A 20,488-nucleotide genomic window follows, 5' to 3' on the forward strand; every position below is an offset into this window, starting at 1 on the left:
GGGAGAAGATGGGCAGGTTCGAAGGCTCGGGTCCTCAGTCGTGCGACGCGTGATGACCTCGCTGGCGCCGGCAACAGGTGACGATGCACTTGACGAGTTGCTCGCCGAAGCAATGGAAAAGTTTTCTTCACATCACGCGAATGATCGCAAGATCGGCATCGAGCGGCTCTGGGACGGGTTCGAAAGACTGAAGACCCTGGACAATCGGACGAACAAGAAGGCGAGTGTTGCGGCCCTCTTGGACAACATCACCGACCCGGCTTGGCGCGCGGTCGTCGAAGCTGAAATGGTCGCCCTGACAGACCTCGGAAATCAGTTCAACATCCGCCACTTCGAGACTCGCGTAGCGACCTTGCCGCCGGGCACCGACGACTACCTGTTCGGACGCATGGGGAACATGCTGCTGCACCTGCTACTGGTCAGCGGCCGGTTGGAAGGCCCGCAAGACCCATCAAGCATCGAGCATCCGTACTCGCGGTAGGCCGCGCGGCACGCGCGCGCAACGAACTTTCTTCGAGCAAGCGCCTCCCTAGGCGAGAGATGCCAACGTACCGGCCGGCTCGTGCGAGAAGTCGCCTCGCAAGGCGTAGGTGGCTTCACGGCCTGCTGGTCGAGTTTCCCTTGCGGTGAATATGCGGGCGAGGACCCGACAAACGGAAGAGCCGGAGTTTTCCGAAGTACTTGGCGAACTAACGGCCTGGCGGCGGACGCCTTCGCGTTCAGGTCGACGTGCAGGAAGCACCGCTGATTTTGGCCTTCTGCTGATTACCACGCATTACAGTCAGCCTATGAGCCCCTTCGAGGCGTCGGACACTGCACTCACAGGCCTCGGTTACCCCCTGCTCGACGAGCGAGCAAAACTGACGGCGGCCGTCACGCAGCCGGTTACCCCTCGAGCCGGTTGGGAGGTGATAAGTGCGCTTGTGACTGTGAAGGCCTATCCATCAATCTCGCGAAAGTCCGGGGAATCGGTCTGTGTTGCTGGCGTACGCCTCGACACGCCACGTCCTGAGTGGGTCAGGTTCTTTCCAGTCGGCTTCCGGGCACTTCCGAAGCACCGACAGTTCGAGAAGTACCAGGTCGTCCAGTTGCTCGCCCACCGCGGATCTACGGATCGGCGCCAAGAGAGTTTCAAGCCGAACCTGGACTCTATGGTTCTTGGGCCGGTAGTTGACTCGCAGTCGGGCACGTGGCGACGGCGGTGGGAGGTCCTCGGCGACCTCGCTGGCGAAACCACAACCTGTGCACTGCACCGAGCTGCTAAGAGCGCTGGTCAGGCCGCGCCGTCACTGGGGCTCATCAAGCCCTCCGTCCAGGATCTGATCATCGAGGACAATCCTGCCTACATCCCCGGCGGTAGTACGCAAATCGATGTCGATCTCTTCGGCACCGAGCGGGAGGTCCTGGAGGCAACCCCGTTCATCGCGAGGTACAAATACTTCTGCGCAGAGCCGGGATGCCGTGGCCACGAGCAGCAGATTGTCGACTGGGAGTCTGGCCAGCTCGCACGTCGCAACCTTGCGTCGCACTCGCCCGACGAGGCCAAGAAACTTCACAGAGAAAAGTTTCTTGATGAGATGTGCGGCGCCAACAAAGATACATACTTCTTTGTCGGGAACCAGCATCAGCATCCTCGATCATTCCTAGTGCTGGGTGTCTTCTGGCCCAAACGGTACACGCGACCGCATCCGGCACTGGCGTTCTAGGCAGACGCCCGCTGTTCGAGGTCCATCGCGGCGCGGATTACGAGGCTCCGGTGGCAGCATTCATTCTCGGCCTCGAAACACAGGACGATGACTGGGCCTGGGGCGGAGAACTCGACGAGATCGCGGAGCGCGTCGCGTGCCCGCGCGGTACCTAGAACCTCCGCGTCAAATCGCTGCTGGGCCGCTCTTCCTTCTGAACTCCGCGGTGCGGCAAAACCGGCCCTGTTGTCCTTGGGGTTCCCGAGGCCGGGGAAATGCACGTACCGAACATCTGCAGCATCGAGAGCTGCGCTGAGAGCGCGCTTAGAGAATCCCGCCTTGCGAGAGATGGGGTTGAGCCGCACATCCGCAACGGTCTTCGCGCCGGTGGCCTTGGTGAGCGCGAGAAGGTCGTCGATCGAACGCCCCTCGTAGCCCCAGCCGATCAGTCGCTCCGGGGCACAGGTCATGCCCCGATCGTCCCACACGAGGAGATCGCCACCTGCGCCCCTGCCGGACCGGCCCCGGCCGACGGGAGTCAGAGTGCGCTCAAGCAGCGGGCACGAGGGGCGAGATTTCGGGACTCATCTGCCTTGGGTCGCGCGTTGATCGGGCGCGCACCGCGTGCACCCACCGGTTTTGAGCCGGTTCGGCACGGTTCCCTTTTGTACATGGCCGTTGCGGCAAAGCCACCAACGTGCCGTGTTGCCGGCGACCACGTCCACCGGTGCGAGTGGAGCGTTCTTCGTCGGATGCCAGTCTGCGGCGATTTCGGGATGCCTGGTGGCGAGGTCGTTGAAACCGGCAAGGACCTTCCTGTTTGCGCAGATGGGACAGCCGGAGCCCGACACGCGCTTGACGATTACCGCCTCGAACGCGTGCTCCCGGGGGCACTGCCAATAAGCCTTACGCCCACTTCCAGCGGTGACCATGGACGGGAGCAGTTCACTGTTGCGCGTTGGGTGCCACTCTGCGGCGACACTGGCATGAGTGGAGGCAAGATCATTCACGCCGGCGATGACTTTTTGTCCCGCACAGACTGGGCAGCCTTTCCCAGCTACCCGGTTATACGGTGCCGCCGTGTAGCGGTGGCCGCGTGCGCACACCCAATGGTGTTTCTTCTTGGAACCGGCGACGATGCCCTCGGGTCCAAGTGCACCGTTTCGTTCCGCGTCCCACTGTGCGGCTATCTGCGGATGGGTCGTGCCGAGGTCGTTGTAGCCCTGGAGCACCCGGAGGTTCGCGCACACGGGGCAACCCTGACCACGACCGGATCGTGCGTCGACCGTTGCCTTGTAGCGATGCCCGAGACCGCAGATCCAGCCCACCTTCAGGCCACTGCCAGGCCTGACGGTGGACGGTGAGGTCCCGGTGTTCGCTGTGAAGTCCCACTCTGATGCGATGGTTGGGTGTGTAGCGTCCAGCGAGTTCACTCCGCTGATGGCACTGCGCCCGGAGCAGTACGGGCATCCTCTGCCCTTGGCGCGGTTGTTCGGCGACTCCTCCCAAGAGTGATCTTGTCGGCACAGCCACCAGTACTTTCGGCTGTTTCCTGCACCCGTGATGTGACTGGGGGGTGATGTTGCCGTTGAGCTCTGGGTGCCATTGAGCGGCGAGGCCGGGATGTGTCTCGGCCATGGAGTTGAACCCGGGAAGTGCGCTTCTTCCGGCACAGTACGGGCAGCCGGAGTGGCCGCGTCGGACGGCCGTGGGAGACCGCGTTCGGGGTCGCTTGGTAGCGGTGGCCGTCGACACAGATGAACTCCAGCCGCTGTACACCATGCCCGCAGTTGCGCCGAGCGGTGCTGGTCTGACCGGCGAGGAGGTGCCTTTCACACCATGCCTCCCAGTCATACGTTTCTGTCCGGCTCATGGCTCGCCGAAACGGTTCCAGAGGACGGCTGACGCTGCATCCGGCGACAACGTCTTCCACGTTCACCTCGATGACTCCGGTGTCTCCAGGGGGCTTGCCCTCGAGGTACTCGCGGACAGCGAGAAAGCCTGGACGGAGGAGGAGCCAGACGCGTTCGAAGAGGTCGCCGCCTCGGTGGGGCACTACTTCTCGGAGTTCGGCATCGAGGAGGGCACGAGAGCTCGCGAACGTTCCTGCGGGATCGAAGATCCGCTTGAGGAATGCTGAGTCGGACAGCATTACGAGCAGGGCTACGACTTGTACGTAGTTGTCGGGGGTCGGTAAACCCCTCGTCGATCGACCGTCGACTTGGTCCAGGACGTCGACGAGCTCTCGAAGAAGGCCGGCTGGTATCCGGCTGTCGCTGCGGAGCCGTCGGTATGTTTCGTCCGCTACCAGGACATCGACGCCGACGGGGCTCGATGACCAGGGCGCTCGACTGGGTGTTCGATACCTGTTGCCGCCGGGCGAAGGCCCACCGTGTTCGGGACCCGTCCACCGTCCGTGCTGAAGGCAGCAGAACGAGTCTTCGTGCGGGAGGAGTTCGATGTCTTCGCCGGCGGCGCACTCGAGACAGAGCAGGCGCGGGTTCGGCGCTGCCGCTTCAGCTTGCACCCGGGGACCCGCCTTGAGGGTGCCCGGGGCAAGGGCGGTGAGCTGCTCGGCGAGAGCGACCAGTGCGGCCTCGACCGAGCTGCTCTCTTGGCTATCGGAGACCGTCCTCGCGATGCCCCAGAGGCCACCAGGCCCCATTCCGATGCGGTGCTCAATCCTGTTGACGTAGCTTCCGAGAGTTTCCGCTGGATGGACGGTTGGACGCAGCATTGGTGGAAGGGGCCTATGCGGCACTGCTGGCCTTTCGGCCGCTCCGGCCCTTTCGTGAGATGCCGGACGCTTGTGTCCGTGCAGCGAGCTGTTCGGCGCTTTCGGCGCGGATGTCGCGCGAGATTCGGCCATCAAATCGAGAGTGAGCGCCTCTGCCTGCGGGTCATCGGCGTCGATGAGTCGGTGCACGGCCTGGACAAGGATGCTCTGGAGTGTGCCGATATTGCCACCGCTGCGTTCGTGCAGCCATTCGGCGTGTGCAATGAGGTCTTTGGGTTCGTGGACGAACAGCGGCAGCGCCCTAGAGAAGGCCATGACGACGCCGCGCCAGGCTTTGCGCTCACTTGCTGTCGTGTAGCCGTACAGCGTCATGCGGAGGGGCGTGAAACGCCGCGCGACCTGGTCGCCGCGAGGCCCGGCGAGAAGTCCGTTCTCCTCGAGTTTGATGCCCGCGTATACGAAGGTCGCGGGCGAGTCGTTGGAGAGGTCCTTGAGCGTGTCGACGCTTTCTCCGTTGCTGCTACTGCGCCTTGCCAGGTTGTGGAGCTCATCCACAACGACAACCTGCGTGATGGAGTGCCGCATGGCGTCGACCACGGAGCGTTTTTAGCTCGTTCAGCGGCGTTCGCTGCTGATAGGGCAGTGCGTAGAAGTCCGCGAAGCGCTGCATCAAGCCTTTGGGCGTCGAGCTGGGTGGGACCTCGACGTAGGCGACAGGTACGGCACCCCTAGTGAGCTGGTCACTGCATTGACGCTCGAATGCGGAGTAGACGTAGCGCATGAGTGCCAGGCATGCCGTGGTCTTGCCGACCGCGGAAGGGCCGGTCACCAGGATGCCGCGCCGGCCGGTCAGCGCGCTTCTGTTCTGGCTCATCACAGTCGCGGTGGCTCTGATCAGCTCGGCCACCTGCGGCGTCTGGACCGTCATCCCGCCCGCGACGAACGCCTTGCGCGCCGCATTGAAACGGTGTCGTTCGAGCTCGGCGGTAGCGCGGTATTGCGCCAGTGTGGGCATGGTGAACGCCGCCGCAGGCAGCTCCATCACTTGCGTGAGCGACTCCCAGGAGCCAAGGGACGGCGGAGGGTCTGTGAAGAACTCCATTTAGTTGGCCTTCCTGGGGTTGAAGATCTCGAACTCCTCGTACTCGTCGTCGTCGACTTCGGGCACGACGGCCATGACAGTCGCGGGCTTTGGCATGGGCTTCGCCGCTTGCTCGGCGAGGCGGCGTTCTGCCTCCAAGGCGGCGTCCATGCGCGCCTTCTTGGTCTGGGCTTCCTTGGTCCGGCCGATCATCTCGATGGTCGCTTGGGTGCTCTCGGGGTCCCCGAGAACGCCGCTCGCCGCCGTGATCTCTCGTGCCTTGCGGCGGATCGCGGCGGAGAAGGGTCGGTCGAATGCGTCCTTATTCATCCAGGCACACTCAATCCACGCCGATGTCTCTGGGTCACGCACCCACACAGCGGCAGGATTGTGCGGGTTGTAATGGATCCCCCATTTGCCACCCATCTCGGACCTACTCGAGGGCTGCCCGCGGTATGGGTTCAGATGAATCGAGTCATAACGGCGGTAGTTGACCTGGATGCCGTCAGGCTGGATGGTGCGCTCGACGACGGGGAGCAGCGCGACGTAGTCATCCTCCGTGAGTGGCACGGGCACGTATCCGGTCATGTCGAACATGGCCATGTACATGCTGTTCGGCGAGTGCACTACATGCGCGTGGATTGGATCTCGCAGAGTCTCGTGCCGCATGTTCTGCCAGACCACGCTGACCCATCGGTCGAAGAGTTCCGCGAGGGTATAGATGTCGAGAAGGTCTTCGCGCTCCGGATTGAGGCCCCTGCGGTCCACACTCCCGCCGGTGCTGCCGGGGAGGTGCTCGACGAACTTCGTCTTGATGGTCTTGAAAGCCCGCTCGACGTTCGGCTTGTCGGTTGGCGTCCGCTTGGCTGCGCGGGTGATGTCGATGCCGAACATTTCGCACGCGGAGAGGAAGGTGTCTGACATGTAGTCCATCCCGTTGTCGGTCATGATCCGCTGTGGCTTGATGAACGGGCGGGTGAGGTCGCACCGCTCGAGCTCGTCGCCGATCAGAAACGCCGCCCACGGCATCTGGCGCAGCTCGCCCTCGTTCACGATCTGACCGGCGTTGGGTCGCGCCGGCCGGGGAGTGAGGCACTGGGCGAGCATGAAGGCGAGGTCGACGCCCTTGGTGCCATGGAGGTTGATACTGGTTGCGATGATGCTCTGTGTCGCCTTGTCGAGCATGATCGTTAGTTTCGCCCGCACCGGCTTGCCGTCGTCGCCGAGGACCAGAACGTCAAACGGTGACGAGTCGACCTGTACCTCGTGACCGGGCGAGATTGCTGGCCGGGCTGAAAACATGCGGCTTGGACGATTCGCCGCCGATCGCCTGTTGCTGGCGTTCCCGTTGGTGTACTTCCCCTTGGTCAGGACCTGGATGTGGCGGCGCAAGGTGCGATCGGAGGGGACGGGCACCTCCTCGCCCGGGTAACGGCGTAGCAGTTCTGCCTTCGCGTCACCGATAAGGGTCTTCACGGTAGTCGTGGAACTATTCGTCGCCCGTGAGATGACCGCGATGAGTGAGTCCCTGAGCCGTTCGTCTAGCGTGCCCAGCGGAGCGGATTTCCTGAACTGGCGACGGTCAAGCAACGCGGAAGGACCGCCCTGGCGGTACAAGGTCACCCACCGCATGACGGTGCGTTCAGACACGGGACGCCCGGCGTCCGTGAGCTGTGCAGCCTTGCGGCGCGCGCGTTCGCTGAGACTGGGAAGCTCCGAGCTGTAGTCAGGAAGGGCTTCGCCGTCGTCTCTGGAAGCGCCGTAGATCACCTCCTCGACATGGCGAGCAAGCTCGGCGACGTCGCTCGCATGCTCGTCGTCAACCATGTCCAACGCTCGTGGCCCGGACACATCGGCGGCGATACGCGGCGGAACGGCCAGCAGTTGAGGGAGCGCCGTTACATGGACTACCTGCACCTCCTGCGTGCGCAGGTTGCGCAGCCGCAGGCATCCGCCCAGCAAGCCTTCAGCTATCCAGTCTCCGTCGGGGAAGGCCAACGTGTCACCGAGACGGACCTCAGACATCGCTTCTCCTAAGTGCCGTGCTCCAGCCGAGCGGTAGTGCGTCGTTGTAGGTGATCTGCCGCTGCCACATCAGGTGGTAGATGCCGTGGATGTGGCGAGACGGCCGTTTCAGGTCGAGCAGCCGTGCAGCGTCGCCGAGGGTCCGTGGCTGGTCCAGGAAGGCTAGGAGCCTTAAGCGGTCCTCCTCCGCCGGGCAGTTCCACGGATGTCGATACCCGGCAACCCACTCCAGGTTGTGCCTCTGGATGCCCATCAACCCGTGAAGCACTTCGTACCCCCAGCCGATTCGCTGGCATAGCTCGGCTGTTTTGGCGAACTGTGCTGCAGCTGCCTCGTCCACGAGCTCGGATGGCCGGACGTCGTACATCACCTTCTTGCCGGACTCGAGCAGGGCGAAGAAATCTGGATAGTGGCGACTGCCGTCATTGAACTGGAGGCAGGCCGGTTGAGCCGCCAGCGCGGACAGTTTTTCCGTGTGATCGAGGTACATCAGCGAGGTGTACTCAGTCATGGACTCGTACCACACATGGTTGCGCGTCCCGGCGCACCAGTAATGGCCGTGATAGTTCCGTTGCCCCTGGTACCGGGCCGCTTCACGCGCTGGTAGTGCGAGGTGCAGCTCGATCCCGACACACTCGGGACTGGGCCGACAACCGTGGATTTCTCCAGCTGCGTCAACCCAGCTGATGAGTTCCCCCACTGCCCCTGCGTCGCGGCCGTGCTCGGTCTTTTTCATTCCTGTACAGCGGTCCTCCACTCGACGGTCGCTGTTCGACCATGTCTGGTAGACACGCTAGCATGTCTAGGAGACCCTTTACCTCTACGACTGGGCGTGTTGGAACCTGCGCCAGGGTCGAGTCTCGACCGGTATCCGCCTTAACCTGAGGCGTGGCGAGAGTCGCCACGAAGGCGAAGGAAGGTCGTTCCCGAGCATGAGCGATCCCCGATTCAGGCCGAGGACATACGCACAGGTGCCGGGCCAGTTCGGAAAAGACGAGCACATCGCTTGGCGCAGCGTTTCAGGTGAGGATCACGCAGCACGACTCGAAACCGCACGACTCCAGAACACGATTGCCGCTCGCATCGCGGCCAAATTGCGATCTAGGGGTCTGACCGTGAAGGACTATGCGGCCCTGGCGGGCGTGGGATACGACCGCATGCTCAAGGTCCTCAGGGGTGATGTGCTGATGCGTCTGGAAGATGTGTCAGACGCCGAGCGCCTGCTCGGGGGAATCACGTGCGAAAAAGCCGAAAGGCCGCACTAAGGCGCCACGGAGATCCAGGGAGCCGGGACAGGAACCCCGCTGAGCGGGCACCGACCACGGAGGAATGGACCCGAAGCCCCCGCTCCTTCGCACATCTCAATCGGTAGTCCTATGTCACGACGCTCCAGCGGAACGCGAAGACCTTCGCCCTTGACTAGCGATCGGTCATTGAGCCGTAGCGGGGCCGCCGCAATCAGGATCCGAGTCATCCCCGTCGCGTTTCGGACGTCCGTCGATGACGTCGAGCAGATCCTCAAGCGCAAGGACAAGCTCGTTGTGGCAGTGCATGTAGAACAGCTGGGTCATGTCCGTCGGGCGGATGTTGTTGATCCAGCCCAGGAGCTCGCGGGCCCCGCGGACGCGCTCGTCGTCGCGGTCGTCCGTCACGCCTCAGTTTTCCTTGGCCGCGGCGAGCTTGCGCACCCACAGCGGCGTCTTCCGCCCGACCCTGCGGTCTGTCACGAGCCGCAGCTTTGCGCACTCCACCTCGAAGCTGGTCACCCGCACCACGATCGGCTCCCCCGATTCTGCAACCTCAGCCGCCGCGGCGACGCGCTGCGCGACGGTGCTCCGCTGATGCTCTGGCGCCAGGTGTCTCCCTGCCACTCTCACCACCTCCATCGGGTCGCTGCGCGCGCCTGCTACGCCGTTCTGTTGGCCTCCGCCATCGACCGGATGAGCTCCGTGACAGCTTTCTGCTGCCGGTCGGTCAGGAGATGCACTTCGTCGGGCACCCGGTAGGGCTCGCGTACGGTGCGCGCCTGGTTCACCCATCCGGAGACCTTCACGACGTCGACGCCGAGCGCGTCGGCGATCGCCTGGACGTTGGCTGGGGAGGGGGTTCGGGAGCCGACCCCGAAGATGATGCGCGAGACGGTCGTCGTATGCAGGCCGGCCGCCTCTGCCAGGCGTCCCATCGAGGGCCGATCGTCCGTGTATCGCGGGTCGGTAAACCCTGCCCGCAGCATCGCGTCGACCCACCACCTCGGCAGCTTTCTGCCCGTCATGGCGTCACCGTAGCGCGTAGCGGTTACGAGTCGCGGGACGCCGCTTCGATGGCCGTCGAGCGGGCGGTTAGCAAATCGGCCGGCCTGATGTAGATGTTCAGTGCCGCCAGGTCGGCCGGCGTCGCCCGAATCACCCGCTCGCGCCGTGAGGCCAGGCGCGTGATGACCCACGGCTCCGGCAGCGGATCGACGTGCGCGCACCAGGCCGGGACCGGGTGCCCGAGCTCGAGGAGCGTCCGGCGCGCCAGGGCCCGCCAGAGGGTGTCCCAGCGCCGGGCCCCCACCTCTCCCGATCAGCGGTCCACTCAGCGACGTCCTCCGGGCTCTCGAGCGCGCGCAGGTGGTCCAGCCCCTGCACCGCCATGCGGAGCGCCATTACCTCGTCACCGGCTGCGAGCTCGTCGTGGATGGCCTCAACGGCGGACCGGGCAGTCATCCACGCGCGGTGCCCTTCGCGGCCGTCGTGGGCTCCGAGCCAAGCGTCGATGCTCTCCATCTCCTTGTCCGTCAGGCCTCGGCGCGGGTCAGTTCGCACGAGAAGGTGCGGCCCGTCAGACGAGAACTGACGAAGGTTGGTGTCGATCTCGTCATCCACCCACGCCCAGGGTCGGCTGGTGCTGTGCTCGGCCAGGTGCCCGAGGATGGTTTGGACCTTCCACCACGGGGCCCCCACGACCGCCCAGAGCATTTCCTCGCCGTGAGGCAGCGCGAGGAACCGCTCGAACCGCAGCGCCTCACGCAATGCCTGAAGATGCTTGCTGTCCAAGGTCGTCATCAGCCACACGACTTCGGCTGTGCCCGTTCGGGACAGCCGGTTCACCCTGTCCACTACGGCGGGCCGGTACTGGATCGACCAACCGGCAGCGATGGTCCTCTCGTAGCTGGGCAGCGACTTCGGGTCTTCGGCGTTGATCACGCCGGCGACGTCGAGGAACAGTACTGGGCGGGTGCGCTCGTTCACGGCTCGACTCTCGTGTCCGCCGAGAGCTGCGCGAGCGCCACCACGACACTCGTGAATCGGAAGGTGAAGACCCCGTCACGAAGCCCAGCGACGGTGAACCGGGCCGGCGCCCCCAGCCGATGCGCGGTCGCTCCAGCAGCGGCAGCGTCTCCCCGTCACGCCGAAGCACCGTGCCGTACGCGCTTCCCAGATCGGGCGCGCGGGTCACCGTCATGGCGTCCAGGTCCACCTCGTAGACGGTGTCGTTGAGCGTGCGCAGCAGGTAGCGCCCGGTCGCGTCCTCCGGCAGGCCGTCGATCATCGCCCTCTTCCCCACCACGGCAGGCGCCGCCTCCTCGGGATCGGGGCCACACGCTCTCCCGGCGGGGTCCACGGACTCGACCCCTCGGCGGTCGCGACACGCAGGATCCACTCGGGCGTCCCCCGCCCCAGCCGGTGATTGATGATGGCCTTCCCGCGCGCGGCCGAGACCTCGCGGCGGGTGACCGGGAAGGGCCGCTGGCTCTCCATGGCACCACGCTAGTGCGTTGCCGACAGCGCACTCGTGCTCATGCCACTCCTTTGGATCTCTTTGGACTCTTTGGATTTCTCACTCAGTGCCAGATCTCGGTTCAGCGACGTCGGCCGTCGCCGATAGCCTCCAGGCCATGGCTGGCCTCCCCGTCGTCGACCCGCGCGGTCGTTACGTGGTGCTCGCCGGCGACTGGCACGGCAACATCTGGTGGGCCCGCGGCGTGGTCGAACGCGCCGCCCGCGCCGGCGTGCACATGATTTGGCAACTCGGGGACGCGGCGTTCCGCTGGCCCGCCGAGGGCGGCCGATTCGATCGCAAGGTGGACAAGTACCTCGGGGACAACGACGTCGAACTCATCTGGCTGGACGGCAACCACGACAGTCACACCCGTCTGCGGAAGCTCGAATGCGACGACGACGGATTCGCTCCGCTGTCGGAGCGCAACCGCTACGCGCCCCGCGGACTACGCTTCATGGCCAACGGCCGCCAGGTCGGCGTGCTTGGTGGGGCCTTCTCCGTCGACCGCGACCGGCGACGCGAGGGCATGACGCTCTGGGCCGACCTTGAGGAGCCCACACAGGAGGACATCGAGCAGCTCGGCGATGATCCTCTGGACGTGCTCCTAACCCACGAAGCACCAACCGGCGTCCAGCTCCGGAGCCAGCTCAAACTCCCTGACGATGTCGTCGCGCGTGCGAACAACTCACGGGACCTCGTGCGCCAGGCTGTGGAGCGGACCCGACCGGCGCTGCTCGCCCACGGCCACTGGCACCAGCGTCTCACCAGCGAACTCATCCGCGCCGACGGCGGAGTGACCCGAGTGGAGTCCTTGGCCGCCGATGACATGCCGCGCGACGCCGTGCTGCTCGACCTGAAGACACTGCACGTGGGCCCGCTGCCGAAGAAGATGTGGTAGCCCAAACGCCCCCTGCAGGCGACTCCACCGGGCTAGCACCGATGAACGAGATTCTCGCCTCGTCTCCCGCACCTCCTCGAGCATCACGTCGATAAGGGAAGGAGCTTGTCGCTCATCATGCTCCTCAAGCCGTCGGACGGCTGGTACGGCCCTGCTGGACGACTTCATGACGCGCGCTGGTTTCGTCCCCGGGTTGGAACGTCTGACCGCCCTCCGGCGCCAGGCAGCAGTAACGAACGGTATAGCGACGCCAGCCTGCGCACGATCGCGCTTCAGGACCTGGCTGCTCAACCCACAGCAAGCCGGACTTCACGAAGGGGTGAACTGGGGTGCCTCGTCAGCGATGCCGCCGCCCAAGGGGCCCCGGCTCTCGGCAGTACCGCGCTGTCGATGCGTGAGGTGCATTCGACGGCGTGTTGGGGGGCTCAGTTGTCGGTGGTCGACTGTGGCTGCAGGGGACCGTACTTGTACGAGGCGGTGACGCCGCCGTCGATGAGGAAGTCGCTGCCCGAGACGTAGCCCGCGTCCGGGCCGAGCAGGTAGGCGCCCAGGTGCCCGATCTCGTCGGGGGTCCCGGCGCGGCCCGCCGGGGACTTTTCGAGCATGCGGCGGTATCCCGCCCCGCGTGGTCCGGTCAGCTCGTCGCGGGCCAGCGGGGTGATGACGATGCCGGGGCTGATGGCGTTGACCCGTGCGCCGCGTTCGGCCCAGCGGACGGCCTCGTGCTGGACGCGCAGACCGTTGCCCCGCTTGGCGAGCTGGTAGGCGTGCAGGGTGTCGTCGACGGCCTGCACGATCGGCAGCCCGAGCAGCTCCTCCGTCGGTGTGGTCGCCAGGAGCCGATCCTCCTCCGGGGTCAGGGCCGGCATCCGGTAGCCGGACTGGGAGGAGATGACTACGCCGGCGCCGCGGGGGGCGATCACGCGCCCGAACTCCTCCAGCAGCACCGCGGTGCCGTAGAGATCCACGCGCAGGACGGCCTCTACCGGCGCCTGCGACGGGGAGACCCCGGCTGCGTGGATGAGGGTGGTCACCTGCCCGCGCGCCGTCGCGGTCGCGACCAGCGCCCGAACCGACTCGCGTGAGGCGATGTCGACGACGGCGGGCTCGGCCTCGAAGCCCGCGTCGAGGAAGGTCTGGACGGCCACTTCAGCGTTCTCCCGCCGCAGGTCGGCGAGCACCACGTGCTTGCCCGCGGCGACCCTGCGGCCGATGGCCTGCCCGATCTGGCCGGACCCGATGATGACGACGACGTCGCTCATGACTTGATTCCCTTCGTTGTCGGGTGGTCGGTTGGACGTTCGATCCAGTCTTGCTGCCGTGCGTCTCGCAGCGCGATGACCCCCCAGGCCAGGGGCGGACGTTCGCGACCCCTCGGCTGCGGGGCCATCGCGCTGCGTTCGGGGTGTCTCCGCTGCGGGATCAGGGCTGGCTGACGGTGAGCAGGGACTTGATCGCGCGGCGCTCGTCCATGGCCGCGTAGGCGTCGGCGACGTGGTCCAGGTCGGTGGTGAGGGTGAAGACGCGCCCGGGGTTGATGTCGCCGGCCAGGACGTGCTCGAGGAGCTCGGGGATGTAGCGGCGCGCGGGGGCGACGCCGCCCTTGATGCCGACGTTCTTCCAGAACAGGGTCTGGTACTGGAACTTCTCGTAGAGCGGCACGCCGACGGCGCCGATCATGCCGCCGGCGCGGACGATCCCGGCGGCGGTCTCGACGGACTGGTCGGTGCCGACGCACTCCAGCGCGGCGTCGACGCCGACGCCGTCGGTCAGGGCCAGGACGGCGTCGACCGCGTCCGTGCCGCGCTCCTCGACGATGTCGGTGGCGCCGAACTCCTTCGCGACCACTTGCCGGTCGGCGTGACGGCTCAGGGCGATGATCCGGCTCGCGCCCAGCAGCTTGGCGGCGAGCACTCCGGACAGGCCGACGGCGCCGTCACCGACGACCGCCACCGTGTCACCGGGCTTGACCCCGGCGCTGACGGCAGCGTGGTAGCCGGTGCAGGCCACGTCGGACAGGGCGGTGAAGGAGGCCAGCTGCTCGTCGGTGAAGTCTGCCCCGGGCACCGGGACCAGGGTCGCGTCCGCGTACGGGGCGCGCACGCGCTCACCCTGGCCGCCGTCGGTGTGGCCGTCGCCGAACGCGCCGCCGTACTCGCAGTTGGACTCGAACCCGTTGCGGCAGGCCGGGCAGGTGCCGCAGTTGAACGTGAACGGCGCGATGACGAGGTCGCCGACCGCGATCTTCGTGACCTGCTGCCCGACCTCCTCGACGACACCGATGTACTCGTGGCCGATGCTGCCGACCTGGTGCGGGTTGATGCCCCGGTAGTACCACAGGTCCGAGCCGCACACGCAGCCGCGCACGACCCGCACGAGGGCGTCGGTCGGGCCCTGGATCTGCGGGTCGGGCCGCTGTCCTACCTCGATGGTGCCCTTGCCCTTGAAGATGGCTGCTCGCATGTCGTCCCTTTTTCGTCGCTTGGAGTTGAACGAGGACCAGTCAACGCGCGGTCGCCCGGACCAGGGAGTGCCTGCGCTTCGGGGTACCACCAGTACCTCCCACGCACCGCCGACTGCGGCGGTTGACCACGGGTAGACCCGCGCGGCTGTCTGCCACGTCAGCGGGGCGGAGGACGTCGTGGACGCGGATTTTGGTGGTCAGTCTGGTGGTGTCCCGTATTGGGAACCGTCGGTCTTCCCCATTCGCGTACCGAGGGGTCTGGTCTGCGTCTCGAAGACGTTCGGGCCGGGTTGGTCAGAGGTTGGGTCGGCGCAAGGTCAGGCTGAGCGCCGCGGTCACCGTGACGACGGCGGCGAGGGCGAACATCGCGATGCGTTGACCGGTGATGAGGTCGGCCTGGGAGGCCAAGACGGCACCGACGGCCGCGACGCCGAGGGAGCCGCCGACCTGCCTGGCTGTGTTCAGAACACCAGAGGCGGTGCCGGCGCGCTCGGCGGGCACCGCGTCCAGCAGCATCGAGGTCAGCGGAGGCACGGTGAATGACCCGCCGACCCCGACCGGCACCATCAGCAGAGCCACGACCCACAGCCTGGCCGTGGACGGCGTCAGGGCGAGAGCGACGAGGCCGGCGACCATGACGAGCTGCCCGCCGACTATCGGCACGACCGGACCGAACCGCAGCGCGGTCCTGGCAGCGAGCGGGTTGAGGACCGCGACGAGCCCTGTCATTGGCAGGAAGAGCAGGCCGGTGGTCAGCGCGTCCGCTCCCCGACCGGTCTGGAAGTACAGGCTCTGGGCGAACACCAGGCCGTAGAACCCGACCATGCCCATGAACGCAGCGGCGAGGGTCACTGCGACCTGCCGGGACCGGAACAGGTCCAGGGGCACCATCGGGTATGCGCCACGAGCCTGCGACCGCCAGAACACCACGGCGCCGATCACGGTCAAGACGTAAGCGACCAGGACCGGGTTGCTCGTGTAACCGAGGTCGGCGCCCTGGATCACAGCGAACGTGAACGCGGCCAGGGCGAGCACGGCCGAGACCTGGCCCGTGACGTCGAACGGCACGACCAACCGCGGTGAGCCGCTCACGAAGGCCAGCACGAGCAGTGCGAGCAACCCGACGGGCAGGTTGAGGTAGAAGATCCACCGCCAGTCCAGCTCGGCCAGCGCGCCGCCGAGAATTGGTCCGGCCGCGGCGGCCACCGAGCCGCCCATCGCCCAATAGGCGATCGCGCGGGTGCGAGCTGCGGCATCGGTGAACTCCTGGCGGATCAGAGCCAATGAGGTCGGGGTGACCAGCGCGGCCCCCACGCCCTGCAGCACGCGTGCCGCGGTCAGCACCGGCAGGTTCGGGGCCAGCCCGCACATCGCGGACGCGACCACGAACACCACCATGCCGACGCCGTAGGCACGCTTCGCACCGATGCGCTCGGAGAACGTCCCGCCGAACAGCAGCAGTGCGGAGAAGCTGAGGGTGTACCCGGTGACCACCCACTGCAGGCCGGAGAGGTTGCCACCCAGGTTCTCCCGGATGGTGGGCAGGGCGACGTTGACGACCTGGGAGTCCAGGGCGACCACGAAGAACCCGAGCATGGCGACGCCGAGCGCCGCTCGGGGGCTGCGATGAGTGCGGGTCACGGCGGCTCCAGGTCGAGGATGGTCCGAGTGGTGGGTCATGAGCTCCTCGAGGCGGCGCAGGGTGCATGGACGGCCCGCGACGTCGCAGCTCCGCGCCATGCGTCGCCCCTCCGGTTGCAAGGCGTTCAGCCGGGGGGGGGGGCAGGACCAGCTTCCTGTCAAGGCCCGCGCGCTGAGCCACTGGTCGATTCGGTGTCAGCGTCGGCCGCGCTTTCACCGCGGATCGCGAGGCGTTCGCCAATCACGGCTCCGGGCGCGAGGTCGCCGTCCATCTCGGGGGCCCTGCTGCCCGAGGTGGATGGCGGACTACCAGCGGGTCAGCCGCGGTACTCCTCGAGGCTCGCACCGGGCTGCTCGGTCAGTTCCTCGGCCTCCTGCGTGGCTGCCCAGGAGGCGAGGAGCTTGAGGGCGTCCGCCGTGGGCGAGCCGGCCTGAGCGGTATAGACGTTGAGCACCAAGCCGGGCTCGGAGGGCAGCTCCATGGACTCGAAGTCGAGGTCGAGCTGGCCGACGACCGGGTGGCGCAGGCGCTTGCGGCCGCTGCGGTGGTACTGCACGTCGTGGGAGGCCCAGCGTTGCCGGAAGAGCTCGCTGCGGGTCGACAGCTCGCCCACGAGCTCGATCAGCGCGGGGTCGTGGGGGTTACGGCCGGCCTCGAGGCGGAGCATCGCGGCGGCGTCGTTGGCGATCCGCTCCCAGTCGACGAAGAACTCGTGTGCCGCGGGGTCGAGGTAGACGAACCGGGTGGTGTTCGCGGGGCGACGCGGGTCGGCGAGGACCGGGGCGTAGAGGGCGCGGGCGAGCTGGTTCATCGCGACGATGTCGTGGCGGCCGTTGCGCACCCATGCGGGCGCATCCGTGATCGCGTCGAGCACCTGCTGGACCGCCGGTCGCACGCTGGCCGGGGTGCGGCGCCGCCGCTTCGGCTGTCCTGCCGCGCGGGCGAGGGTGAAGAGGTGCTCACGCTCCGCCTCGTCGAGGCGAAGTGCGCCCGCCACCGCATCCAGCACGCTCTCGGAGGCGCCGGCGAGGTTCCCGCGTTCCATCCGCACGTAGTAGTCGACGGAGACACCGGCGAGCATCGCCACCTCCTCCCGACGCAGTCCGGCGACGCGCCGGTTCCCGCCGTACGCGGGCAGCCCGGCCTGCGCGGGAGTGATGCGCGCCCGTCGCGAGGCGAGGAACTCGCGTACCTCGGCGCGGTGATCGACCTTTCCCATACCTACCTCCGTGTCTCTGCCCTTCAACGGTAGGGCGGGCAGTGGCATCGAGGGAGGTACTGGCCGTACCCGGATGGAGAGGGACTCCCAGCCCGGCTCCGGAAGGCGTTTGCTGGCATCACGGCTCGACAGCCATCCAGCACACGAAGGAATCCCGCATGCGACTGACCAAGGACGCCACGGAGCGGTCCGGCCGCCCCAAGACCATCCTCGCCATCATCCTCGTCAGCTATTTCATGATCCTGCTGGACAACTCCGTCGTGTTCACCGGGTTGCCGAGCATTCGCACCGATCTGGGTCTGACGACGGCCGCCCTGTCCTGGGTGCAGGACGCGTACACCCTCGTCTTCGGCGGGCTGCTCCTTCTCGGCGCCCGAGCCGGCGACCTGGTCGGCCGGCGCCGGCTGTTCGTGATCGGCCTGGCGATCTTCGGGGCTGCCTCGCTGCTCATCGGCCTGGCTCCGACCGGATCGTGGTTGGTGGCATCGCGCGCCCTGCAGGGAATCGGCGCGGCCATCGTCGCCCCGACGTCCCTGGCTCTGATCACCGCCCACTTCGAGGGGCAGGCCCGCGCCCGGGCGGTGGCGTGGTATAGCGCCACGGCCGGCATCGGCGCCAGCCTCGGCCTCGTGGTCGGCGGCTCGCTCACCGAGTGGGTGTCCTGGCGGGCGGCCTTCCTCGTCAACGTGCCGATCGCCGTCGCCATGATCGTCGTCGCCTCCCGCGTCCTCGCAGAGACCGAGCGACGCCACGGCCGCTTCGACAGCCCCGGCGCATTGCTCACCACCCTCGGCATGGGTTCGCTGGTCTTCGGGATCATCGAGTCCGGCACGCGTGGCTGGGTGTCCCCGGTGACCGTGAGCGGGCTCGCCGTCGGCGTGGTCCTGCTGACGGTGCTGGTCGTGCACGAGTCGCGGGCCGAGCACCCGATCATGCCGCTGCGGCTCTTCCGCAGCCGGGAGCGGAGCGGCGCCTACGTCGCCCGGATGCTCTACCTGGGGGCGATGATCGGCTTCTTCTTCTTCACCACCCAGTACCTGCAGGACGTGCTCGGTTTCAGCCCGTTGCAGGCCGGTGCCGGCTTCTTCCCGATGACGGTGGTCAACTTCATCGTGGCGATGGCGGTCCCGCGGCTGAGCAGCCGCATGCCCGGTGCTGCCCTCATGGCTGCCGGTGTCACGCTGACCCTGGTCGGGATGGCGTGGCTGAGCCGTCTCGAGGTCGGTGACACCTACGCCACGGCGGTCGCCCTTCCGATGCTCCTCATCGGCGCCGGTCAGGGCCTGGCGTTCGCCCCGCTGACCAGCTCAGGCATCGTCGGCGTCCGGGCCGAGGACGCAGGGGCAGCGTCCGGCCTGGTCAACACTGCTCACCAGATGGGAACGGCCCTCGGGCTGGGCATCCTCGTCGCCGTCTCCGCGCACGCCGGCACCGACGGCCCAGACGATGGCGCTGAGATCACCGCGCACGTCAGCACCGCCCTGACCGGCGCTTCTGTCCTGCTGGCCGCCGCGCTCCTCGTCGTGGTGACGGTCATCGTCCCTACGCACCTCCGTCGACGCCCCGTTCCCGACGCGGACCACCCCGTCGAACAGGCGCCGGCCCTCACCCCGACTCGCTGACCCGTAGGAGTTCCGTGCGACGCAACACCACCGTAACCTGCCCCGCCTGCTCCGGGCTCGGCCTGGTCCGAGACACCGGCCCGGCCCCACGGCCCGCCTCCCTGCCCGACTTCAAGTCACCCGCAGAGGAGTGCCAGGCCTGCCACGGCCGCGGACGCGTCGGTGCGCGATGGGCACGCCAGTACCGGCAGGACCACCGGAGCGCCCGCAACAGGCTCCTGCCGGCCCACTTCACCAAAGCCGCCTGAGCGGCGGCCAACCCCACCAGCAGATCAGCCAGCATCCCCAGAAGGAGAAGACATGCCCACCACCATCAACGCCTACGGAACGCCGCAGGCCGGGCAGCCGCTCGGCCCCGTCGAGATCGAGCGCCGCGACGTCGGCCCGCACGACGTCAAGCTCGACATCCTCTACTGCGGCATCTGCCATTCAGACATCCACTTCGCCGGCGGAGACTTCGGGCCGCTGCCCGTCAGTCCGCTGGTGCCCGGTCACGAGATCGTCGGCATCGTCACCGAGGTGGGCAGCGAGGTCACCCGCCACCAGATCGGTGACCGTGTCGGCATCGGGTGCATGGTGAACTCCTGCCGTGAGTGCGAGAACTGCCGACGGGGCGAGGAGCAGTACTGCCTGAACGGGCATACCCTCGTGTTCGGCAACGAGGACCGTGACGGGTCCTTCACCCAGGGCGGGTACTCCCGGATGATCGTGGCGAACGAGGACTTCGTGGTCCGTGTGCCCGAGTCCCTCGACGCGGCCGCCGCGGCGCCGCTGCTGTGCGCCGGCATCACCGTGTACGCGCCGCTGAAGCGGTGGGGCGCCGGTCCCGGTAAGCGGGTGGCCGTCGTCGGCCTCGGCGGCCTGGGCCACCTCGGCGTCAAGATCGCCAAGGCCATGGGCGCAGAGGTGACCGTGCTGTCACGGTCGGAGTCCAAGCGTCAGGACGCCCTCGACCTGGGCGCGGACGCCTACCTCGCCACGGGAGACGAGTCGACCTTCTCGACGCTGGCGAACACGTTCGACATCGTCCTGAACACGGTGAGTGCACCGATCGACGTCAACGCCTACCTCGGCCTGCTGCGCCTGCGCGGCACGCTAGCGAGTGTCGGCGTGACGACGGAGACGCTGCCGCTGAACGTGTTCTCGGTCCTGACCAACGAGCGCACGCTCGCCGGCTCACAGTTCGGCGGGATCCGCGAGACGCAGGAGATGCTCGACTTCTGCGCCGAGCACGGCGTGACCGCCGACGTCGAGCTCATCAGCGCCGACCGCATCAACGAGGCGTTCGACCGTGTGCTCCGGTCCGACGTGCGCTACCGCTTCGTGATCGACGCCGCGACCCTGGAGTGA

At 66.9% G+C, this 20,488-nt stretch carries 20 protein-coding genes and 2 pseudogenes; 7 read left to right on the forward strand and 15 right to left on the reverse strand.

Annotated elements, in window-relative coordinates; genetic code table 11:
* Positions 1 to 49 precede the first annotated feature (49 nt).
* Together DA06_RS03370 and DA06_RS03375 are read left to right on the forward strand one after the other, a co-directional pair.
* Positions 50 to 481, forward strand: coding sequence for a hypothetical protein (locus DA06_RS03370; protein WP_052436323.1), 432 nt, complete (start codon positions 50 to 52; stop codon positions 479 to 481).
* Positions 482 to 788: 307 nt separating this feature from the next.
* On the forward strand, positions 789 to 1,706 hold the full coding sequence (locus DA06_RS03375; protein ID WP_418606857.1) for a hypothetical protein: 918 nt from the start codon (positions 789 to 791) through the stop codon (positions 1,704 to 1,706).
* Here the strand turns inward: DA06_RS03375 and DA06_RS03380 are convergent.
* The 3 genes and pseudogenes from DA06_RS03380 to DA06_RS03390 all read right to left on the reverse strand — a co-directional run.
* Positions 1,703 to 2,155, reverse strand: a complete 453-nt coding sequence (locus DA06_RS03380) for a DUF488 family protein (RefSeq protein WP_043497262.1) — start codon at positions 2,153 to 2,155, stop codon at positions 1,703 to 1,705. The two genes, DA06_RS03375 and DA06_RS03380, sit on opposite strands and share 4 nt — an antisense overlap.
* 114 nt (positions 2,156 to 2,269) lie before the next feature.
* On the reverse strand, positions 2,270 to 2,917 hold the full coding sequence (locus DA06_RS03385; protein ID WP_418607858.1) for a zinc-ribbon domain-containing protein: 648 nt from the start codon (positions 2,915 to 2,917) through the stop codon (positions 2,270 to 2,272).
* Between the two features lie 18 nt (positions 2,918 to 2,935).
* A pseudogene (locus DA06_RS03390) lies at positions 2,936 to 3,358 on the reverse strand (zinc-ribbon domain-containing protein); the annotation flags it as partial.
* 68 nt (positions 3,359 to 3,426) lie between these two features.
* Here DA06_RS03390 and DA06_RS03395 point away from each other — a divergent pair.
* Positions 3,427 to 3,825 (forward strand): hypothetical protein, encoded by a 399-nt coding sequence (locus tag DA06_RS03395; RefSeq protein WP_043497264.1) that lies wholly within the window; start codon positions 3,427 to 3,429, stop codon positions 3,823 to 3,825.
* A 1,023-nt stretch (positions 3,826 to 4,848) separates the two neighbouring features.
* Here DA06_RS03395 and DA06_RS03400 read toward each other — a convergent pair.
* The 4 genes and pseudogenes from DA06_RS03400 to DA06_RS03415 all read right to left on the reverse strand — a co-directional run.
* A pseudogene (locus DA06_RS03400) lies at positions 4,849 to 5,007 on the reverse strand (hypothetical protein); the annotation flags it as partial.
* Positions 4,970 to 5,524 carry an ATP-binding protein gene (locus DA06_RS03405; protein ID WP_043497265.1) on the reverse strand — a complete coding sequence of 185 codons (555 nt, stop codon included), beginning with the start codon at positions 5,522 to 5,524 and terminating at the stop codon, positions 4,970 to 4,972. The pseudogene DA06_RS03400 and the gene DA06_RS03405, both read right to left, overlap by 38 nt.
* The gene (locus DA06_RS03410; protein ID WP_043497267.1) at positions 5,525 to 7,528 is read right to left on the reverse strand and encodes a Mu transposase C-terminal domain-containing protein; all 2,004 of its coding nucleotides are present in this window, start codon (positions 7,526 to 7,528) and stop codon (positions 5,525 to 5,527) included.
* Positions 7,521 to 8,264 carry a TnsA-like heteromeric transposase endonuclease subunit gene (locus DA06_RS03415; protein ID WP_418606858.1) on the reverse strand — a complete coding sequence of 248 codons (744 nt, stop codon included), beginning with the start codon at positions 8,262 to 8,264 and terminating at the stop codon, positions 7,521 to 7,523. The genes DA06_RS03410 and DA06_RS03415 overlap by 8 nt, the downstream gene beginning before the upstream one ends.
* A 235-nt stretch (positions 8,265 to 8,499) precedes the next feature.
* Between DA06_RS03415 and DA06_RS03420 the strand changes: the two genes are divergently transcribed.
* On the forward strand, positions 8,500 to 8,793 hold the full coding sequence (locus tag DA06_RS03420; protein WP_418606163.1) for a hypothetical protein: 294 nt from the start codon (positions 8,500 to 8,502) through the stop codon (positions 8,791 to 8,793).
* 165 nt (positions 8,794 to 8,958) lie between these two features.
* Here DA06_RS03420 and DA06_RS03425 read toward each other — a convergent pair whose 3' ends face one another.
* The 4 genes from DA06_RS03425 to DA06_RS03440 form a co-directional block, all read right to left on the reverse strand.
* Complete coding sequence (locus tag DA06_RS03425) at positions 8,959 to 9,180, reverse strand: hypothetical protein (RefSeq protein WP_043497270.1); 222 nt, start codon at positions 9,178 to 9,180, stop codon at positions 8,959 to 8,961.
* A 254-nt stretch (positions 9,181 to 9,434) separates the two neighbouring features.
* Positions 9,435 to 9,710: a helix-turn-helix domain-containing protein gene (locus DA06_RS03430; RefSeq protein WP_043497274.1), complete on the reverse strand. Its 276-nt coding sequence runs from the start codon at positions 9,708 to 9,710 to the stop codon at positions 9,435 to 9,437.
* A gap of 220 nt (positions 9,711 to 9,930) precedes the next feature.
* Positions 9,931 to 10,761: an HAD domain-containing protein gene (locus tag DA06_RS03435; RefSeq protein WP_052436325.1), complete on the reverse strand. Its 831-nt coding sequence runs from the start codon at positions 10,759 to 10,761 to the stop codon at positions 9,931 to 9,933.
* A 297-nt stretch (positions 10,762 to 11,058) separates the two neighbouring features.
* Positions 11,059 to 11,271, reverse strand: coding sequence for a hypothetical protein (locus tag DA06_RS03440; RefSeq protein WP_418606859.1), 213 nt, complete (start codon positions 11,269 to 11,271; stop codon positions 11,059 to 11,061).
* 137 nt (positions 11,272 to 11,408) lie between these two features.
* Here DA06_RS03440 and DA06_RS03445 point away from each other — a divergent pair, with 137 nt between their 5' ends.
* Positions 11,409 to 12,191: a metallophosphoesterase family protein gene (locus DA06_RS03445; protein ID WP_043497276.1), complete on the forward strand. Its 783-nt coding sequence runs from the start codon at positions 11,409 to 11,411 to the stop codon at positions 12,189 to 12,191.
* Between the two features lie 425 nt (positions 12,192 to 12,616).
* On the opposite strand, the gene DA06_RS03450 is transcribed toward DA06_RS03445, so the two are convergent.
* The 4 genes from DA06_RS03450 to DA06_RS03465 form a co-directional block, all read right to left on the reverse strand.
* Entirely contained in the window at positions 12,617 to 13,453 is an 837-nt protein-coding gene (locus DA06_RS03450) for an SDR family oxidoreductase (protein ID WP_043497278.1), read from the reverse strand.
* Between the two features lie 160 nt (positions 13,454 to 13,613).
* The gene (locus tag DA06_RS03455) at positions 13,614 to 14,654 is read right to left on the reverse strand and encodes a zinc-dependent alcohol dehydrogenase family protein (RefSeq protein WP_043497282.1); all 1,041 of its coding nucleotides are present in this window, start codon (positions 14,652 to 14,654) and stop codon (positions 13,614 to 13,616) included.
* 295 nt (positions 14,655 to 14,949) lie between these two features.
* Entirely contained in the window at positions 14,950 to 16,395 is a 1,446-nt protein-coding gene (locus DA06_RS03460) for an MFS transporter (RefSeq protein ID WP_418606860.1), read from the reverse strand.
* 218 nt (positions 16,396 to 16,613) lie between these two features.
* Positions 16,614 to 17,516 carry a helix-turn-helix transcriptional regulator gene (locus DA06_RS03465; protein ID WP_043497286.1) on the reverse strand — a complete coding sequence of 301 codons (903 nt, stop codon included), beginning with the start codon at positions 17,514 to 17,516 and terminating at the stop codon, positions 16,614 to 16,616.
* Between the two features lie 158 nt (positions 17,517 to 17,674).
* Between DA06_RS03465 and DA06_RS03470 the strand changes: the two genes are divergently transcribed.
* The gene (locus DA06_RS03470) at positions 17,675 to 19,138 is read left to right on the forward strand and encodes an MFS transporter (RefSeq protein ID WP_052436326.1); all 1,464 of its coding nucleotides are present in this window, start codon (positions 17,675 to 17,677) and stop codon (positions 19,136 to 19,138) included.
* A 300-nt stretch (positions 19,139 to 19,438) separates the two neighbouring features.
* Positions 19,439 to 20,488, forward strand: a complete 1,050-nt coding sequence (locus DA06_RS03475; RefSeq protein WP_043497288.1) for an NAD(P)-dependent alcohol dehydrogenase — start codon at positions 19,439 to 19,441, stop codon at positions 20,486 to 20,488.

It is taken from the genome of Georgenia sp. SUBG003 (assembly GCF_000715355.2).
In the GTDB taxonomy this organism is placed as follows: Bacteria; Actinomycetota; Actinomycetes; order Actinomycetales; family Actinomycetaceae; genus Georgenia.

What these genes read in the sequence shown, in the direction of transcription:
- DA06_RS03375 (WP_418606857.1), top strand. Translation starts at nt 789, where the DNA reads ATGAGCCCCTTCGAGGCGTCGGACACTGCACTCACAGGCCTCGGTTAC.
- DA06_RS03380 (WP_043497262.1), bottom strand. Translation starts at nt 2,155, where the DNA reads ATGACCTGTGCCCCGGAGCGACTGATCGGCTGGGGCTACGAGGGGCGT.
- DA06_RS03405 (WP_043497265.1), bottom strand. Translation starts at nt 5,524, where the DNA reads ATGGAGTTCTTCACAGACCCTCCGCCGTCCCTTGGCTCCTGGGAGTCG.
- DA06_RS03410 (WP_043497267.1), bottom strand. Translation starts at nt 7,528, where the DNA reads ATGTCTGAGGTCCGTCTCGGTGACACGTTGGCCTTCCCCGACGGAGAC.
- DA06_RS03415 (WP_418606858.1), bottom strand. Translation starts at nt 8,264, where the DNA reads ATGAAAAAGACCGAGCACGGCCGCGACGCAGGGGCAGTGGGGGAACTC.
- DA06_RS03430 (WP_043497274.1), bottom strand. Translation starts at nt 9,710, where the DNA reads ATGGGACGCCTGGCAGAGGCGGCCGGCCTGCATACGACGACCGTCTCG.
- DA06_RS03440 (WP_418606859.1), bottom strand. Translation starts at nt 11,271, where the DNA reads ATGGAGAGCCAGCGGCCCTTCCCGGTCACCCGCCGCGAGGTCTCGGCC.
- DA06_RS03445 (WP_043497276.1), top strand. Translation starts at nt 11,409, where the DNA reads ATGGCTGGCCTCCCCGTCGTCGACCCGCGCGGTCGTTACGTGGTGCTC.
- DA06_RS03450 (WP_043497278.1), bottom strand. Translation starts at nt 13,453, where the DNA reads ATGAGCGACGTCGTCGTCATCATCGGGTCCGGCCAGATCGGGCAGGCC.
- DA06_RS03455 (WP_043497282.1), bottom strand. Translation starts at nt 14,654, where the DNA reads ATGCGAGCAGCCATCTTCAAGGGCAAGGGCACCATCGAGGTAGGACAG.
- DA06_RS03460 (WP_418606860.1), bottom strand. Translation starts at nt 16,395, where the DNA reads ATGGCGCGGAGCTGCGACGTCGCGGGCCGTCCATGCACCCTGCGCCGC.
- DA06_RS03465 (WP_043497286.1), bottom strand. Translation starts at nt 17,516, where the DNA reads ATGGGAAAGGTCGATCACCGCGCCGAGGTACGCGAGTTCCTCGCCTCG.
- DA06_RS03470 (WP_052436326.1), top strand. Translation starts at nt 17,675, where the DNA reads ATGCGACTGACCAAGGACGCCACGGAGCGGTCCGGCCGCCCCAAGACC.
- DA06_RS03475 (WP_043497288.1), top strand. Translation starts at nt 19,439, where the DNA reads ATGCCCACCACCATCAACGCCTACGGAACGCCGCAGGCCGGGCAGCCG.